General features: G+C 72.9%; 16 protein-coding genes. 5 read left to right on the forward strand and 11 right to left on the reverse strand.

The features are described 5' to 3' along the window. Positions 1 to 60: 60 nt before the first annotated feature. From ACIPYQ_RS22600 to ACIPYQ_RS22635, 8 genes are all read right to left on the reverse strand, one after another. Complete coding sequence (locus ACIPYQ_RS22600; RefSeq protein ID WP_401253918.1) at positions 61 to 660, reverse strand: GTP-binding protein; 600 nt, start codon at positions 658 to 660, stop codon at positions 61 to 63. Then, entirely contained in the window at positions 647 to 1,015 is a 369-nt protein-coding gene (locus ACIPYQ_RS22605) for a DUF742 domain-containing protein (RefSeq protein ID WP_361754155.1), read from the reverse strand. Before ACIPYQ_RS22605 ends, ACIPYQ_RS22600 begins: the two co-directional genes overlap by 14 nt. Beyond that, a complete protein-coding gene (locus tag ACIPYQ_RS22610) occupies positions 1,015 to 1,434 on the reverse strand; it encodes a roadblock/LC7 domain-containing protein (RefSeq protein ID WP_361754152.1) in 420 nt (139 codons plus the stop codon). Before ACIPYQ_RS22610 ends, ACIPYQ_RS22605 begins: the two co-directional genes overlap by 1 nt. Beyond that, positions 1,431 to 3,806, reverse strand: coding sequence for a nitrate- and nitrite sensing domain-containing protein (locus ACIPYQ_RS22615; RefSeq protein WP_401253923.1), 2,376 nt, complete (start codon positions 3,804 to 3,806; stop codon positions 1,431 to 1,433). Before ACIPYQ_RS22615 ends, ACIPYQ_RS22610 begins: the two co-directional genes overlap by 4 nt. Positions 3,807 to 4,171: 365 nt before the next feature. Then, the gene (msrB, locus tag ACIPYQ_RS22620) at positions 4,172 to 4,585 is read right to left on the reverse strand and encodes a peptide-methionine (R)-S-oxide reductase MsrB (protein WP_327417056.1); all 414 of its coding nucleotides are present in this window, start codon (positions 4,583 to 4,585) and stop codon (positions 4,172 to 4,174) included. A gap of 23 nt (positions 4,586 to 4,608) precedes the next feature. Continuing rightward, positions 4,609 to 6,003, reverse strand: a complete 1,395-nt coding sequence (murC, locus tag ACIPYQ_RS22625) for a UDP-N-acetylmuramate--L-alanine ligase (protein WP_401253927.1) — start codon at positions 6,001 to 6,003, stop codon at positions 4,609 to 4,611. Positions 6,004 to 6,055: 52 nt separating this feature from the next. After that, positions 6,056 to 6,523 (reverse strand): indole-3-glycerol phosphate synthase, encoded by a 468-nt coding sequence (locus ACIPYQ_RS22630; RefSeq protein WP_361754142.1) that lies wholly within the window; start codon positions 6,521 to 6,523, stop codon positions 6,056 to 6,058. Between the two features lie 148 nt (positions 6,524 to 6,671). Beyond that, complete coding sequence (locus ACIPYQ_RS22635) at positions 6,672 to 7,454, reverse strand: pyrimidine reductase family protein (protein WP_401253931.1); 783 nt, start codon at positions 7,452 to 7,454, stop codon at positions 6,672 to 6,674. Between the two features lie 84 nt (positions 7,455 to 7,538). Here ACIPYQ_RS22635 and zapE point away from each other — a divergent pair, with 84 nt between their 5' ends. After that, positions 7,539 to 8,594, forward strand: coding sequence for a cell division protein ZapE (zapE, locus tag ACIPYQ_RS22640; protein ID WP_401254261.1), 1,056 nt, complete (start codon positions 7,539 to 7,541; stop codon positions 8,592 to 8,594). 62 nt (positions 8,595 to 8,656) lie between these two features. Continuing rightward, the gene (locus tag ACIPYQ_RS22645) at positions 8,657 to 9,085 is read left to right on the forward strand and encodes an OsmC family protein (RefSeq protein ID WP_361754133.1); all 429 of its coding nucleotides are present in this window, start codon (positions 8,657 to 8,659) and stop codon (positions 9,083 to 9,085) included. Between the two features lie 244 nt (positions 9,086 to 9,329). On the opposite strand, the gene ACIPYQ_RS22650 is transcribed toward ACIPYQ_RS22645, so the two are convergent. Together ACIPYQ_RS22650 and ACIPYQ_RS22655 are read right to left on the reverse strand one after the other, a co-directional pair. Then, positions 9,330 to 10,424, reverse strand: coding sequence for an amidohydrolase family protein (locus ACIPYQ_RS22650; RefSeq protein WP_401253935.1), 1,095 nt, complete (start codon positions 10,422 to 10,424; stop codon positions 9,330 to 9,332). A gap of 26 nt (positions 10,425 to 10,450) precedes the next feature. Continuing rightward, entirely contained in the window at positions 10,451 to 11,764 is a 1,314-nt protein-coding gene (locus tag ACIPYQ_RS22655; protein WP_401253938.1) for a cytochrome P450, read from the reverse strand. 256 nt (positions 11,765 to 12,020) lie between these two features. Between ACIPYQ_RS22655 and ACIPYQ_RS22660 the strand changes: the two genes are divergently transcribed. From ACIPYQ_RS22660 to ACIPYQ_RS22670, 3 genes are all read left to right on the forward strand, one after another. Further along, on the forward strand, positions 12,021 to 12,596 hold the full coding sequence (locus ACIPYQ_RS22660) for a hypothetical protein (RefSeq protein WP_401253941.1): 576 nt from the start codon (positions 12,021 to 12,023) through the stop codon (positions 12,594 to 12,596). Between the two features lie 96 nt (positions 12,597 to 12,692). Continuing rightward, complete coding sequence (locus tag ACIPYQ_RS22665; protein ID WP_401253944.1) at positions 12,693 to 14,048, forward strand: alkaline phosphatase PhoX; 1,356 nt, start codon at positions 12,693 to 12,695, stop codon at positions 14,046 to 14,048. 112 nt (positions 14,049 to 14,160) lie between these two features. Beyond that, complete coding sequence (locus ACIPYQ_RS22670; RefSeq protein ID WP_401253947.1) at positions 14,161 to 15,063, forward strand: polysaccharide deacetylase family protein; 903 nt, start codon at positions 14,161 to 14,163, stop codon at positions 15,061 to 15,063. Between the two features lie 45 nt (positions 15,064 to 15,108). Here the strand turns inward: ACIPYQ_RS22670 and ACIPYQ_RS22675 are convergent, their stop codons facing one another. Then, positions 15,109 to 15,300, reverse strand: a complete 192-nt coding sequence (locus tag ACIPYQ_RS22675; protein ID WP_361754115.1) for a hypothetical protein — start codon at positions 15,298 to 15,300, stop codon at positions 15,109 to 15,111. Positions 15,301 to 15,465 lie beyond the last annotated feature (165 nt).

The raw sequence follows: 15,465 nt of genomic DNA on the forward strand, positions 1-15,465 counted from the left end.
ATACCCTCATGACGCCGCGCCGTACACCTGGAGAACGGACGACGTTCCTCCGCCCGGAGGTCAGTTGCCGGCGGCCGCCGGTGCCTGCGCCCTGACGATGAGCCGGTCGAGCAGCGAGAGCAGGGACGCGCGCACGTCCTCACGGGAGCGGGCGTCGAGCATGAGGACGGGCGTGTCCGGATCGCGCAGGTGCAGCGCCGCTCCGATCTCCTCCGCGGTGTAGGGCTGTTCGCCGTGGAAGCAGTTCGCGCCGACCACGAACGGCAGTCCGCGGCTCTCGAAGAAGTCGACGGCGGGGAAACTGCGGTCCAGGCGCCGCGTGTCGACCAGCACGACCGCCCCGAGCGCCCCGTTCAGCAGGTCGTCCCACATGAACCAGAAGCGTTCCTGGCCCGGGGTGCCGAAGAGGTACAGGACGACTCCGGCGTCGGTGAGGGTGATCCGGCCGAAGTCCATGGCCACCGTGGTGACCGTCTTGGACTCGATGCCCGCGAGGTCGTCGACGCCGACGCCCGCGGCCGTCAGCCGTTCCTCCGTGCGCAGCGGCTCGATCTCGGAGATGGTCTCCACCAGGGTCGTCTTGCCGACCCCGAATCCACCGGCGACGAGGATCTTGACCGGGGCCGTTTCCCGGGAGGCGGGCGTGTCATATCCGGGCAAGGTTGTCCCTGATTCTCATGAGCAGGTTGACGTCGGTGGTCTCGGCGGCCGCCAGGGGCGGCCGGTGGTCGATCAGCCCGCGTTCGGCGAGCTCACCGAGGAGCAGCGTCATCGGGGTGAGGCGGATGTGCATCCGCGCCGCTATCTCGGCGACCGCCCGCCCGCCCGGCGGCGCGCACATGGCGAGGATCTCCTGCCACTCGGTGGGCAGCCCGCCGAGCGCTTCGTCGGTGGCCGCCGCCGTGATCGTGGTGTCCATGGTGAGGACGGTCTGCGGCACGGCTGTACGTCCGTCGGTCAGGGCGTACAGCCGCGTACGGCGGCGGCTCGCGGGCTGCGACTCCTCCTGCGGCATTACGCGGACGGCACCTGACCGCGCTCGGGGGTGCCCAGCCACTCGCCGAGCGCCTGGGCGGTGCGTACCGCCTCGCCGCCCAGTTCGCCGAGGCGGGCCTTGCGGGAGGTCACCACGATGAGCGTGCTGCCCTCGCCGCACCCGACGATGCAGAGGTACCGGTCGTCCATCTCGACGAGCTGGCGGATGACGCTGCCGCCGTCGATCTCCCGCGATATCGCCTTCATCGTGGAGGCGATGCCGGAGGCGGCGGCCGCCATGCGCTCGGCCTGGGGCTGGTCCAGCAGGTAGGCGCTGAGCCGGATGCCGTCGTTGGACAGGAGCACGGCTCCCTGGATGCCAGCGATCCGGCTCAGGTTGTTGTCGAGGACGCTGTAGATGGCGTCGTTGGCGGCGGCGGTGTTCGGTGAGGTGGTCATGGCTGATCCCGTCGGAGCTCTTCTTCCACTGTCTGGGTCCCCTGTTCGTAGTCCGCCCAGGCGTCGGCCACCTCTTCGGGTGTCGCGGTGTCCGGCCTGACGGGCGTTTCCGGCGCGCGGGGCGCGCGCAGCTGGTCGGCGATGTGGGATTGCGGGACCCGCTCGGGGAGGGCCGGCCGCGTGGGGGCCTGCACAGGAGCCGGCCGGGCCGTGAGTGCGGGCACGGGAGCGGGCGTCTTCGCACGGCGGCTGGGCAGACCGGCGTCCGTGAGCAGGACCGGCTCGGGCTGGGGTTCGGCCTCGTGCTCGGGCTCGTGCTCGTGCTCGACAGCGGGCTCGTGCTCGACAGCGGGCTCGGGCTTCTCGGGGAGGGCCCGGGGGGAGACGGCCGGCGCGGTGGCGGCCGGGGCCGGGGCGGACGGCGCGGGCCGGCTCGGGGCGTCCGGGGCGGTCGCCACCAGCAGGTTCCCGGGGAGGACCACCACCGCGCAGGTCCCTCCGTACACCGAGCGGCGCAGGGTGACCGTGGCCCCGAGCTGGTCGGCGAGGTGGCCGACCACGAAGAGCCCGAGCCGGTGCGCGTTCTGCGCCAGGACGGAGTACGGCGGGGCCTGGTGCAGGCGCCCGTTCATCTCCTCGTAGCGCTCGGGGCTCACCCGCGGCCCGCGGTCCTCGATCTCGACCGACAGCCCGTCCGCGACCAGTTCGGCGCGGATGACGACCGTCGACCGCGGCGGGGAGAACCGGGTGGCGTTGTCCAGCAGTTCCGCGAGCAGGTGGCTGATCTGGCTGATCGCGCTCGGTTCCACGCTGGTCTCGTCCAGGGCCTGCCGCTCGATGCGCCGGAAGTCCTCGACCTCGGCGGCGGCTTCGCGCAGCAGGTCGGCGACGCGCATGGGCTCGGTGTGCGGGTCGGGGACCTCGCCGCCCGACAGGATGAGGAGGTTCTCGATCTGCCGCCGCATGCCGACCGTCAGCTGGTCGGACCGCATCAACTGGGCGAGCAGCGCCTCGTCGTGGCCGAAGGTGTCCTGGAGGTCCTCGGTGAGGCTCAGCTGGCGGCTGACCAGGTTCCCGGTGCGCGAGGCGATGCCCGAGGCGAACAGGCCGAACCCGTGGCGCTCGGCGGCGAGCAGGCGGTGTCCGTCGACCGATACGGCGACGGCCCGGGCGAACGCGTCGCTGATGCGTCCGACCTCGTCCCGGTCCCCGCTCACGGCCGGCAGGGCCTCGGGGTCCACGGTCTGTCCGCGCTGGAGCCGGTCGACGACCTCGGGAAGGGTCTCCTCGGCCACCGTCACCGTGCGTTCGTGCAGGTCGTTCAGACGGCGCAGCACCGACCGGGTGGTGAACACGACCACGACGACCACGGCCAGCAGCCCGCCGCCGCTTCCCCCGATCAGCCAGGCGACCTCGGTCTGCAGCTCCGCGGCCTTGGCCTCGCCGCGGGCGAGCACCGAGCGCGCCAGGTCGATGTTGAGCGTGGTCATCTGCACGGAGAAGTTGGAGTGCGCGGACGACCAGCCGGCGACCTCGGCGGGCACCCTGATGCCCGACACGGTGTCCTTGTGCCCGGAGAGGACCGCGTTCTCGATGCGCGTCTTGGTCTGCCAGTCCGCGGAGCCGACGACCCGCTGGTAGAACCGCTCGTCCCCCTCCGCGAGGTGCGGGACGATCAGCGCCTCGTGCAGGTACCGCTGGGCTCCCAGGGAACTGACGAACTGGTCGTAGCCGGCGAAGCTCAGCTCTCCGGAGGGCCCGGCCAGGGCCAGGACGGTGTCCTCGCGCGCCACCATCTCGGTGGCCTGGAGCATCGCCACCACGGGCCGGCTCGCCTGGGCGAGTTCGGCGTCCTCCGCGTGGCTGAACTCCTGCTGGTACACCTGGATGACCTTGCCGATCACCTCGGAGTAGTAGGTCAGCGTGCTGTCGGGGGCGCCGCTGCGGGTGTCCGCGCGCTGGCGGTACGCGTCCAGTTTGTCGAGCTGCCGGGTCACCTCGGCGAAGGACCTGGAGGGGTCGTCCGCCAGCCGGCGGAACTCGGCCGCGGCCAGGTCCGTGGCCCCGCGCCGGGCGCCCAGTTCACCCTCGGTGGCGGATTTGCCCGCCCACTGGGCGGCGGTCGCCGTCCGCTCCGCCTGCATGTCGACCATGAGCGTGTAGAGGGGGGCGCCGATCCGCTCGGCGGCCTCCACGTCGGCCCTCAGCTGGTCCGACTGGTCCAGCAACCGCTGTGCGGTCACCGTGACTTGAGTGCCCATCGCCAGGGTGGGGAGCACCGCCAGCCAGATGAGCAGGGTGCGCAGGCGCACGGTGCGCCACCGACGGGTCGTCGACTGCCCTCGTACGCCTTCGGGTTCTATGGGAGACATCGGTCCTCGGGAGCGGGGGCGGCAGGGGGATGTCGGGGGTTGCCGAGCAGCCGGACGGCACGGTCCTGGGGAGGGGACGGCCACAACCGGTCCGGCTGCGGCGGGATGTGAGGGTGCCGATCATAACCAGACACATGGAGAAAACGGATAGGTGTCTTCACCGGCCAAACCTGCTATCGCCTCTGGATCACCGCAGGCCAGAGACCGGATCGGAATCGAACCGCGATGTCCTCGACACCATGACGGGCCCGTTCCCGCCAGCGGCGCGACCGCCCGTCCGCCGTGGGCGGACCGGCAACCGGAACGCACGCGGGCCCCCACCGGCCTGGAGAAGGTCGGTGGGGGCCCGCCGGGGTCCCGCGGTGTCAGCCCTCGTCGGAGGAGGGGGTCAGGCGCAGGGAGATGCTGTTGATGCAGTACCGCTGGTCGGTGGGGGTGGGGTAACCCTCCCCCTCGAAGACGTGGCCCAGGTGGGAGCCGCACTTCGCGCAGCGGACCTCGGTACGGACCATGCCGTGCGAGGTGTCGGCGATCAGCTCGACCGCGTCGGTGTCCTTCGGGTCGAAGAAGGACGGCCAGCCGCAGTGCGACTCGAACTTCTCCGAGGAGCGGAACAGCTCGGCCCCGCAGCCGCGGCAGGAGTAGACGCCCTCCGTCTTGGTGTCGGTGTACTCACCGCGGAAGGCGGGCTCGGTGCCCGCGAGGCGCAGCACCTGGTACTCGGACGGGCTCAGCTCCGCCTGCCACTGCTCGTCCGTCTTCTCGACCTCGTAGGACATGACTCTCCCGCTCCCTCGTACCTTCAGCTCGACAGCCGGGCGAGGATGGCCGGACCGAGGTCCGTGACGTCTCCGGCGCCCATGGTGAGAACGAGATCACCGGGCTTGGCCATTCCCGCGATGACGTCGGCGACGGCCGCCTTGTCGTGCTCGGCGGTGACGTCGGCGCCCGCGGACCGGGCGGCCGCGATGATCAGCTCGCTGGTGATGCCGGGGATCGGGTCCTCGCGGGCCGGGTAGATGTCCAGGACCACGGAGGCGTCGGCCAGGGCCAGCGCCCCGCCCATCTCCTTGCCCAGTTCCTGGGTGCGGGAGAAGAGGTGGGGCTGGAAGACCACCAGGATCCGGGAGTCCCCGGCGGCGCCCCGGATGGCCTCCAGGTCGGCGGTCATCTCGGTGGGGTGGTGGGCGTAGGAGTCGATGACCTGGACGCCCGCGGCCTCGCCCTTGAGCTGGAGGCGGCGCTTGACGCCGGTGTACTTGCCGAGGGCGGAGGCCAGGTTGTGCGCCGGGATGCCGAGGGCCACGCCGGCGGCGAGGGCCGCGACGGCGTTGTGCGCGTAGTGGCGGCCGGGGACGGAGACGGTGAAGGTGAGCATCCGGCCGTCCAGGACCACGGTGACCTCGCTGGTCAGGCCGCGCGGGGTGATCTTGGTGATCCGGACGTCGGCGTCCTCCTCCTCGCCGTACGTGACGACGGTGAGGCCCTCCCGGCCCGCGACGCGGCGGGCGATCTCGGCGGCGCCCTCCTGGCCGTGGGCGACGACCAGGGTGCCGCCGGGCACGACCTTGCCGACGAAGGTCTCGAAGGACTCGTAGATCTCCTCGATCGACGCGTAGTTCGCGTGGTGGTCGAGCTCCGCGTTGAGGATGATCGCGACCTGCGGGCTGTACTTGTGGAAGGTGCGGTCGCTTTCGTCCGCCTCGGCCACGAAGATGTCGCCCTCGCCGTGGTGGGCGTTGGAGCCGGGGGCGTCCAGGTCGCCGCCGATGGCGTACGAGGGGTCCAGGCCCAGGGCCGAGAGGGACACCGCCAGCATCGACGTGGTGGTGGTCTTGCCGTGCGTACCGGCGACGGCGATCGGGCGCAGCCCGTCCATCAGGCCGGCGAGGGCGTCGGAGCGGTGCACGACGGGGATGCCGAGCTCGGCGGCGCGGGCCAGCTCGGGGTTGTCGGCGCGGATGGCGCTGGAGACGACCACGCAGGTGGAGTCGTCGGCGAGGTGGCCGGCCGCGTGCCCGACGTGGACCGTGGCGCCGTGGGCGCGCAGGGCCTCGGCGGTCTCGGAGTCGCGGGAGTCGCTGCCGGCGACCTGCGCTCCGCGCTGGGCCAGGATCTTCGCGATGCCGGACATCCCGGCGCCGCCGATGCCGATGAAGTGGGGCCGTTCCATGGCGGTCGGCAGGCCGGGCTTCATTCAGGTCGCTCCAGGATCGAGGGGTGGTGCTTCGAGCTCTGACGGGCCAAGCCTATTCGTTGTGGGCGAAGAGCTTGAGCACCGGAACGCCGACCTTGTGGCGGGCCCGGGAGGCCCAGTCTCGGTGGAAGAACTCCTCCACGAAGTGCGGGGCGGTCAGGACGATCACCTCGTCGGCGCCGGTCTCGTCCACGACGGCCTTCAGTTTGTCGAGCGGGTGGTCCCCGATGATCTGCCCGGTGGCGTTGGCGCCCTTCTGCCGCAGGGCGTTCAGGGAGTGCGCGAGGGCGTGCGCCGCAGGGCCGCGGGCGGCTTCGCCCTCGGGTACGTCGCCCTCGTGGATGGCCTCGGGGAGCTCACCGAGCGCGACGTCGTCGATGGCGCGCAGCAGGCGGTCCTGGTCGCCCCGGGGGCGCATGAGGACGACGAAGGAGACCGGGTCGTCCCCGTGCAGGGTGGTGACGAAGTCCACGTCCACCGTGGTCAGCGGCTGCTCGATCATCAATACGCTCGTGAACACGGACGCCCTCTCCTTCATGGGCCGAGGCCGGCTGGCCGGCCCCTGCGGAAACCATCCTGCCCCGCTGTCGCACGGGGCCTTGCGCAGACATGTCTGCCCAGTTATGTGCCCAGCGGAAGCAAAGCGGAACGCCAAATTCCGCCCCTTGTCAGATCCGACGGTAGCTCGTGAAGAGGAACCCGGCCTCCTCCAGTACGGAGGCGGGCGCGAGCCGGTGCGGAACCGTGACGGAGGGTCCCCCGGCGATCCGCTGGGCGTCACCGGCGGCGAGCATCGGCGAGATCGTCAGGCACAGCTCGTCCAGGGCGTCGGCGGCCACGAACTGGCCCAGCAGCCGGGGCCCGCCCTCGGTGAGCTGGCGGCGCAGCCCCCGCCCGGCCAGCTCCCGTACCGCACGGGCCGGGTCCACGGCCGCGCCGTCCCCGGCCACCACGACCTCGGCCCCGGCCTTGACCGCCTCGGCCACCCGGTCGGCGGGCGCGCCGGCGCCGGTGACCACCAGGGTGGGCGCCAGCGGGGAGGTGAACAGGGGCAGCGAGAAGTCCAGGTCCATGCGCGCGGTGACCACGGCGATGGCGGGGGCCGGGCCCTGTCCGGCGGCCGTGCGGCGGGCGGCGAAGGCCTCCCGGGCGCGGGCCGGTCGGTAGCCCTCCTGGCGAACCGTTTCCGCCCCGACGACCACCACATCGGCCAGCGCCCGCAGGGTGCCGAAGATCTTCATGTCGGTTTCGCCGGAGATCGGCTGCGAGCGGCCCTCGTGCTGGGCCGCCCCGTCCAGGGTGGAGACCATGTTCGCCCGCAGCCAGTGTCCGTCCGGCCCCAGGGAGGGGTACGCGTAGGCGTCCGCGAGCTCGTCGAGCGACCACTCCCGGTCGGCCCGGTCCTGGGGCGAGGCTGGTGTCTGATCGGTCACAGGGAACAGGCGTCGCATCCGGGCAGTGTGCCACGCCCCGTAGAGTTAAGGGCTGTGTCGACATCACTCTCCACCTCCGGTTACACCTCAGGCCGGCCTCCGATAGCCGACGCGGGGCCCCAGGCCCTGTGCGCGCGCGAGCCGCGGGTGCCCGCCGAACGGCTGGTGGCCGAGATGGTGCCGCCGCCGCGGTTCGACTCGGTCCGCTTCGACACGTACAACCCGGACCCGGCCCAGCCGAGCCAGTCCGAGGCCGTCACCGTGCTGAGCGGCTTCGCCGCCGGTCTGGGCGGGGCGCACGCGAGCGGCGCCGGCAAGAAGCGCTGGTTCTCCAAGAAGCCGGCGGCCCCCGCCGGCCCGCGCGGGGTCTACCTCGACGGCGGGTACGGCGTCGGCAAGACCCACCTGCTCGCCTCCCTGTGGCACGCCACCCCGGCCGAGCCCGCGCTCAAGGCCTTCGGCACCTTCGTGGAGCTGACCAACCTGGTCGGCGCGCTCGGCTTCCAGCAGACCGTGCAGACCCTGGGCGGGCACCGGCTGCTGTGCATCGACGAGTTCGAGCTGGACGACCCGGGCGACACCGTGCTGGTGTCCTCGCTGCTCAGCCGCCTCGTCGAGCAGGGCGTGGCGCTGGCCGCCACCTCCAACACGCTGCCCGGCAAGCTCGGCGAGGGCCGGTTCGCCGCCGCCGACTTCCTGCGGGAGATCCAGGGTCTGTCGGCGCACTTCCGGCCGCTGCGGATCGACGGCCAGGACTACCGCCACCGCGGCCTGCCCGAGGCTCCGGCTCCCTTCTCCGACGAGCAGGTCGCCAAGGCCGCGTACGCGACCGACGGCGCGAGCCTGGACGACTTCCCCGGCCTGCTGGAACACCTGGCCCGGGTGCACCCGAGCCGCTACGGCGCGCTCACCGACGGGATCACGGCCGTCTGCCTGACCGACGTGGGCCCGGTGCCCGACCAGTCGACGGCGCTGCGGCTCGTGGTGCTGGCCGACCGGCTGTACGACCGTGAGGTCCCGGTCCTGGCCTCCGGGGTCCCCTTCGACCGGCTCTTCAGCGACGACATGCTGAACGGCGGTTATCGGAAGAAGTACTTCCGCGCCATATCGCGGCTCACCGCGCTGGCGCGCGACGCGAAACCCCTGGTGTCCCAGTAGGTTTGGGGATGCCGGACTCCTCCGGGCGCCCGGCCGTTTCCGCTTCTACGAAGGGATCCACCATGGCCGCCACACGCAACGCCCACGCCGTCTGGGAGGGCGACCTGCTCCAGGGCAAGGGCGTCGTCACCCTCGACTCGTCCGGCCTCGGCAGCTACCCGGTCTCCTGGCCCGCACGCACCGACGAGGAGGCGAACGGGCGGACCAGCCCGGAGGAGCTCATCGCCGCCGCGCACTCCAGCTGCTTCAACATGGCCTTCTCGAACGTCCTGGCGAAGTCGGGCAACCCGCCGGCCAAGCTGACCACTTCGGCCGCCGTCACCTTCGTTCCCGGCAAGGGCATCACGGGCATCCACCTCACCACCGAGGGTGAGGTGCCGGGCCTGGACGCCGACGCGTTCACCGCCGCGGCCGAGGACGCCAAGAAGAACTGCCCGGTCAGCCAGGCACTGACCGGTACGACGATCACCCTGGACGCCAAGCTCGTCTGATCGCTCCGGCCCCGACGGGGGTGGGGGGCGCGCCCCCCGGCCCCCCCCCCCCCCCGGGGGGGGGCCCCGGGGGGGGGCGCCCCCCCCCGGGGGCGGGGGGGCGCACCCGCCACACCGCCCCCCCACACCACCGCCCGGCTCCGCCCGCCCCCGCCCGGCCCCCCCACCCCCCCCCCCCCCCCCCGCCCCCGGGCGCCCCGCCCCCGCGGGGGGGGCGGCCCGCCCCGCGCGCCCCCCACCCCCGTCAGGCGGTCGCCAGCTGCGGGATCAGGCGCACCGCGTTGCCGTGGTAGATCCCCTGCAACTGCTCCGGGGTGAAGGCCGGGTCCGCGTCGAGGGCGGGGAGCGCCAGCTCAGTGACCGTGTCGGCGGGGGCCGCGGGCCAGTCGGTGCCGAAGAGGACGTGGTCGGCCGGCACGTGCTCCAGCAGGGTCGCCGCGGGCGCCATGGGGCCGGCCGTGTCGTAGTAGAAGCGGCTCAGGTGGTCGCGGACGGCGGCCGGTTCGACGGGCGGTTCGCAGAACCGTCCGAGGGCCTGCAGGCGCGTGGCGATGTACGGGAGGAAGCCGCCGGCGTGCGGCAGGACGACGGAGATGTCCGGGAAGCGGTCCAGCGTCCGCCTGCTGATCATGTTCACGGCGGCCCGCGTGGTGTCCAGCAGGAAGTCGCACATGAAGTTCGGGATGCCCGGAACCGTCGACGCGCCGGGCGGGCAGCCGGGCAGGTTGTGCGGGTGGGTGTCCACGACGGCGGAGAACTCGTTCAGTTCGTGGAACAGCCGGTCGTAGGAGGGGTCCCCGAGGTAGACGCCCCCGTAGTTGGCCGTCACGTTCACGCCGACGGCGCCGAGCTGCCCGAGGCCGCGGCGCACGGCCCAGGACGAGGCCTCCTGGTCGTCCAGGAACAGCGGCACGTAGTACGAGAACCGGCCCGGATGCGAGGTCGCCACCTCGATCATCGACTGCAGCGTGATGTTGACGGCCTCGCGCAGCTGCGCCGAGGACCGGTAGCGCGCCGGCAGCATCGGCTTGAGGACGGCGGTCGTGATGCCCGCCCCGTCCATGAACCGGATCGCGTCCTCGATGCCGAGCCGCGTCCACGGGGGCAGCTGTTCCGGCGTGATCAGCCCGTGGTGCACGGCCCACTCGCGCCATTGCGGCGCGCAGTAGTGGTGATGCATGTCGATCTTCGAATGGACCGCGCGGGCCGCGTCCGGGCCCGGTGCGGAGGGGCCGCGCCCGACCCGGATGACTTCGCTGGTGCCCACCGCGGCGATGCGCAGTTCGTCCGCCGGCGTGCCCAGGAGGCGCAGCGCCGGGGTACTCACGGAATCCGTCATGCCGGTCCACCGCCCATCGGGTCTGGTTACTTTCCGGAGGCCACGGAGGCCAGGGTGGGCTCGCCGGGCTCCTCGTCCGGGCGCGAGGGCTCCAGGACGAGCCGGAGGTGTTCGAGCCCCCGGAACGCCGCCACCGGCCCCTTGAGCCACGCCCCCTTGGTCTCCTCCGCGTCCGCGAGCTCCATGTCCGGGAACTCCCGCAGGAGGCAGCCGAACGCGATCTCGAGTTCGAGCCGCGCCAGCGGAGCCCCCAGGCAGTAGTGGGTGCCGTGGCCGAAGCCCAGGTGCGTCCCCTGGAGTCCCTCGCGCGTCACGTCCAGCTCGTCCGGGGAGTCGAACTTCTCGGGGTCCCGGTTGGCCGAGGAGATCGCGATCTGCACCAGGGCGCCCTCGGGGATCAGCGTGTCCCGGATCCGGGCGTCCTGCGCCGCGTACCGGAAGGTCGACGTCTCCACCGAACCCTCGAAGCGCAGCATCTCCTCGACCGCGCGGGGAATCAGCCGGGGGTCCTCGCGGAGCTTCGCCGCCTGGTCGGGGCGGAGCAGCAGGTTGAGGACGGAGTTCCCGATCTGGTAGGCGGTGGTCTTGTGGCCGGCGAAGAACAGCACCCACAGCGAGGCGACCAGTTCGGGGTCCTCCAGCCGTTCCTCCGCCTGGACGAGGTCGCTGAGGAAGGAGTCCGACGGGTGCGCGCGGGTGTCCGCGATCAGCCGCTCCAGCCGGTGCTGCAGCCGCTCCTCGGCCGCCTTCAGCTCGGCCCGCTTGCTGGGATCGAACCGGGAGCGCGTCACCACGGCGAACTGCTCCAGGATCTCCGGGCGGTCCTCCTGCGCGATGCCCATCAGCTCGCACAGGACCGCGATGGGCAGCGGGAACGCGAAGGCGGCCATCAGGTCGACCGTGCCGGCCCTCCGGCACTCGGCGAGGATGTCCTCGGCGATCTCGGTGATCCTCGGGCGCATCTGCTCCACCCGCTTGGGGGTGAAGGCGCTGCGCAGGATGCGGCGCAGGCGCGTGTGCCGGGGCGGGTCCGAGAAGAGCACGTTGTCGTCGAGCGCGTCGAAGAAGCTGCCGTACACGGCGTGGTAGGTGTCGATGGCGCCGCGCATGTTCTTGCTGAAGCGGGGGTCCGACAGGGCGTCGCGGGCGTCGTCGTGGCGGGTGATGAGGTACGTGTCGACCCCGTGGGGCGGGGTCAGCCGGCACACCGGGGCCTGCTCGCGCAGGGCGGCGTACATGGGGTGCGGGCACTGCCGGTACTCCGGCGCGCCCCTGGACACGGCCGAGACGATGTCCTGCAGCTCTCCGCCGCCGTTCGGTGCCGCATCCTGCTGCGCCATGTTCCGCACCCTCCGTCGCACTCGCTCGCACTCGCCTCCTGCGGACACACGGGTTCCCCGTGCGGGTGCGCCGCGAAACGGCGCCGCTCCCGTTCGAGTGAGGCGGCGGGGCCGGGTACGGGGTCGTCCGCGTGCGGGCCCCGGCCGCCCGTCAGCCGATCGGCGGTCGGCCGTCCGGGGCCGGGTGGGTGGCGGCCGCCGCGGCCCGGGGAAGGGGTAGGTGGTCTCCCGCCAGCCCGTCGCAAGGAGCCCGCGCATGGCCCGCAGTCTCGCCCTGGCCCTCACCGCAGCCGCCTCGCTCACCGTGGCGGCGCTCGCCGCTCCCGCCGCCTCGTCCGCCGCCGTGCCCCGTCCCGACGCCGACCGGGGCGTCGGCCGGGCGGTGGCCGACCGGGCCCTCGTCTACAAGGCGACCGCCAAGTACCTGGTGCACGCCAACGCGGTGGCGGCCGGCTACAAGCCGGACAAGTACTGCGTCTTCGACAAGGCGGGGGGAACGGGCGCGCTCGGCTACCCGCACTTCAACCACGCGTACGACAACTCCCTCGACCCGGCGAAGCCCGCCGCGCTGTACTACGAGGACGACGGGCGCGGCGGCAAACGCCTCGTCGGAGTGCAGTGGCTGGTCTACGACCGCGACCAGAAGCCGACCACGGACGAGGACCGCCCCACCCTGTTCGGCGTCCCCTTCAAGGGCCCCAAGCCCGGCAACTTCCCCGGCCAGCCGGTCCACTACGCCCTGCACCTGTGGCTCTGGAAGGAGAACCCCGCCGGCCTGTTCCAGACCTTCAACCCGGCGGTGACCTGCCTCCCGGGCACCACCCGCCCCTGACCCCCTCCCCGACGCCGTTCCTGAACACCGCTGCCGCACGACGCTGCCCGAACACCGCTGCCGAACAGCGCTGCCGAACACCGCCCGGAGCCGCCGATGTCCGTCACCCGACGCAGCCTGCTCGCCGCCGGCGCGATCGCCTTCAGCGGGACGCTCGGCGCGCTGTTCGCCGGCGGCACCCCCGCCCCGGCCCGGGCCGCCGGCGCCGGGCGGGGGTACGGGCCGCTGCTCCCCGACCCGCGCGGACTGCTCGACCTGCCCGCGGGGTTCGGCTACCGGGTGCTCTCGCGCGCGGGCGGTCCGCTGCGCTCCGGCGAGGGCACCGTCCCGGCGAACTGCGACGGCATGGCCGCCTTCGACGCCGGCGGCGGCCGGGTGCGGCTGGTCCGCAACCACGAGAACCGCACCACCGCGGCCCTGCGCGTCCCAGCCGTGCCGGGACTGACGTACGACCCCGGGGCCCTGGGCGGCTGCACGGTCCTGGAACTCGACGCGGACGGGAGGGTCACCGGCGAGCGGGTCGCCCTCGCCGGCACCGCCGTCAACTGCGCGGGCGGCCGCACCCCCTGGAACACCTGGCTGAGCTGCGAGGAGACCGAGGACCGCGCGGGCACCTCCGGCTACGCCCAGGACCACGGCTACGTGTTCGAGGTGGACCCCGCCGACCCGCACCGCTCGGGGGCGGTCCCGCTCACCGCGATGGGCCGCTTCGCGCACGAGGCCGTCGCCGTGGACCCGTACCGCGGGGTCGTCTACGAGACGGAGGACGCCTTCATCGAGCCCTTCGGGCTGTTCTACCGCTTCCTGCCGGCCCGGCCGCTCGGGGGGCTCGGCTCGCTGCGGGCGGGGGGCGCCCTGGAGGCCCTGCGCGTGCCGGGGATCGCGGACCTCGCCGCGGTGGACGAGCCCGGGGCGGAGTTCCCGGCGGAGTGGGTGCCCGTACCGGACCCCTCCGCGGCCGGGACCCCGATCCGGCTCCAGGACTTCGGGCCGGGCGGGATCACCCACGCGCAGAAGCTGGAGGGCTGCTACTGGGGCGGCTCGGGCGTCCACTTCGTCTCCAGCTTCGCCCGCACGGGCGAGGGCGCGTCCGCCGACCACCACGGACAGGTGTGGTTCTACGATCCGCGCCGGGCCCGGCTGCGGCTGGACGTGCTCTTCGGCCCGGCCGCCGACGTCGCGCTGCCCGGGGACTCCCCCGACAACATCTGCCTGGCCCCGGACGGCGGCCTGATGGTGTGCGAGGACGGCGGCGGGGCCCAGTACGTCTTCGGCGTGACGGAGGGCGGCGAGGTCTATCCGGTGGCACGCAACGCCGAGGACATCGGCCGGCCGGGGGCCCCGGAGTGGGGGGAGTTCGCCGGGGTCGCCTTCTCTCCCGACGGGCGCACGATGTACGTCAACGCCTACGCCCCGGGCACCACCTTCGCGGTGACGGGCCCCTGGCGCTGATCCCGGGCTCGTATGACTGCATGACCACATGACTGCATGACCACATGACCGCGTGCGGACCGCACCGCCTGTCGCGAAGCCTCTTTGTCGGATAGTCATATAGTTTGCGTGCGTGACCCTTTCCGCACGAAAAGTAGCTGCCACGGCCGTCACGGCGGTGCTGGGTGCCGCCCTCGCGGGATGCGGGGGCGGCGCCTCGTCGGACGCCGGCCGCGAAGCCCGCCTGGGCACCCCCGCCGCCACGGCCTCCGGTGCGCCCGCCGCGTCCCCGCAGAACGGCGCACCCGCCTCCCCGCAGGCAGGCGCGCCCGCCAAGGCCCCGACCCTGGCCCCCGGCCCGAACGGCCTGACCCCGGTCTTCGAGCGAGCGAAGCAGCAGACGGACAAGACCGTGGCGCTGACCTTCGACGCCGACATGACCTCCGACCAGGGGCCGCGCGCCGCGGACGGGGAACACTTCGACAACCCGCAGCTGATCTCCACCCTGCGCACGCTCAAGGTGCCCTCGACCGTCTTCATGACGGGCCGCTGGGCCGAGGAGTACCCGGACCAGACGAAGTCCATCGGCACCGACCCGAACTTCGAGATCGCGAACCACTCGTACAGCCACCACGCCTTCAAGTCCCCCTGCTACGGGCTGCCGGCGCTCGACGGCGCCGCCGCCCGCGCCGACGTGGACCGCGCCTTCGCCGCCTTCCGGCAGGCGGGGGCCGTCAACACCGTGCCGTACTTCCGCTTCCCCGGCGGCTGCTACGACGACCAGGCGCTGCGGGCCCTGTCCACGGCCAAGGTCACGGCCGTCCAGTGGGACGTGGTCAGCGGGGACGCCTTCGCGAAGGACCCCGACGCGGTGGCCCAGCAGGTCCTCGCCGGGGTGAAGCCCGGCTCGGTGGTGGTCATGCACTGCACGCGCAGCGCCGCCCCGGTCACCGAGGAGGCCGTCCGGAAGATCGTCCCGGAGCTGCGCAAGCGCGGCTACCGCTTCGTGAAGGTCTCCGAGCTCATCGGGAAGTGACCGGCGGCCGGGAGGTGACGGGCCGCCGGGAGGTGGCGGGGCCCTTCAGCCGGAACAGGCGGTGCGCTGCGCGTCCTGCCATTCGCACACCGGGCAGAGCACCACGCCCGGCGTCGCGACCCCGTACTCGGTGGGCTTGCCGCACTCCAGGCAGTCCGCGTACGGCGGCCCGTCCACCCGCCCGGCCGGGGCGGCGGGAGCGGGGCAGTACGACGGGTTCTCGGCCGGCTGATCCATGCGGACGAGCCTACCGGGAGTACTGGTAGGAAACTTTCCTTCCTGTTAGTCTCCCGGGCGGCGGCTTGGCGCGGTGCCCGTCCCCATGGGCATGACGCGCTCAGCGAGAGCTCTGACCCGGCCGCCGTGCACCGCCCCCTGCCCGCCCGCGGGCCGGGGCGCGCT

Origin of the sequence: Streptomyces sp. NPDC090045, assembly GCF_044747975.1 — a bacterium.
In the GTDB taxonomy this organism is placed as follows: domain Bacteria; phylum Actinomycetota; class Actinomycetes; order Streptomycetales; family Streptomycetaceae; genus Streptomyces.

Excerpts from the sequence above, each read along its gene's own strand:
- ACIPYQ_RS22605 (WP_361754155.1), bottom strand. The coding sequence starts at position 1,015 with ATGCCGCAGGAGGAGTCGCAGCCCGCGAGCCGCCGCCGTACGCGGCTG.
- ACIPYQ_RS22610 (WP_361754152.1), bottom strand. The coding sequence starts at position 1,434 with ATGACCACCTCACCGAACACCGCCGCCGCCAACGACGCCATCTACAGC.
- ACIPYQ_RS22615 (WP_401253923.1), bottom strand. The coding sequence starts at position 3,806 with ATGTCTCCCATAGAACCCGAAGGCGTACGAGGGCAGTCGACGACCCGT.
- msrB (WP_327417056.1), bottom strand. The coding sequence starts at position 4,585 with ATGTCCTACGAGGTCGAGAAGACGGACGAGCAGTGGCAGGCGGAGCTG.
- murC (WP_401253927.1), bottom strand. The coding sequence starts at position 6,003 with ATGAAGCCCGGCCTGCCGACCGCCATGGAACGGCCCCACTTCATCGGC.
- ACIPYQ_RS22635 (WP_401253931.1), bottom strand. The coding sequence starts at position 7,454 with ATGCGACGCCTGTTCCCTGTGACCGATCAGACACCAGCCTCGCCCCAG.
- ACIPYQ_RS22645 (WP_361754133.1), top strand. The coding sequence starts at position 8,657 with ATGGCCGCCACACGCAACGCCCACGCCGTCTGGGAGGGCGACCTGCTC.
- ACIPYQ_RS22650 (WP_401253935.1), bottom strand. The coding sequence starts at position 10,424 with ATGACGGATTCCGTGAGTACCCCGGCGCTGCGCCTCCTGGGCACGCCG.
- ACIPYQ_RS22655 (WP_401253938.1), bottom strand. The coding sequence starts at position 11,764 with ATGGCGCAGCAGGATGCGGCACCGAACGGCGGCGGAGAGCTGCAGGAC.
- ACIPYQ_RS22660 (WP_401253941.1), top strand. The coding sequence starts at position 12,021 with ATGGCCCGCAGTCTCGCCCTGGCCCTCACCGCAGCCGCCTCGCTCACC.
- ACIPYQ_RS22665 (WP_401253944.1), top strand. The coding sequence starts at position 12,693 with ATGTCCGTCACCCGACGCAGCCTGCTCGCCGCCGGCGCGATCGCCTTC.
- ACIPYQ_RS22675 (WP_361754115.1), bottom strand. The coding sequence starts at position 15,300 with ATGGATCAGCCGGCCGAGAACCCGTCGTACTGCCCCGCTCCCGCCGCC.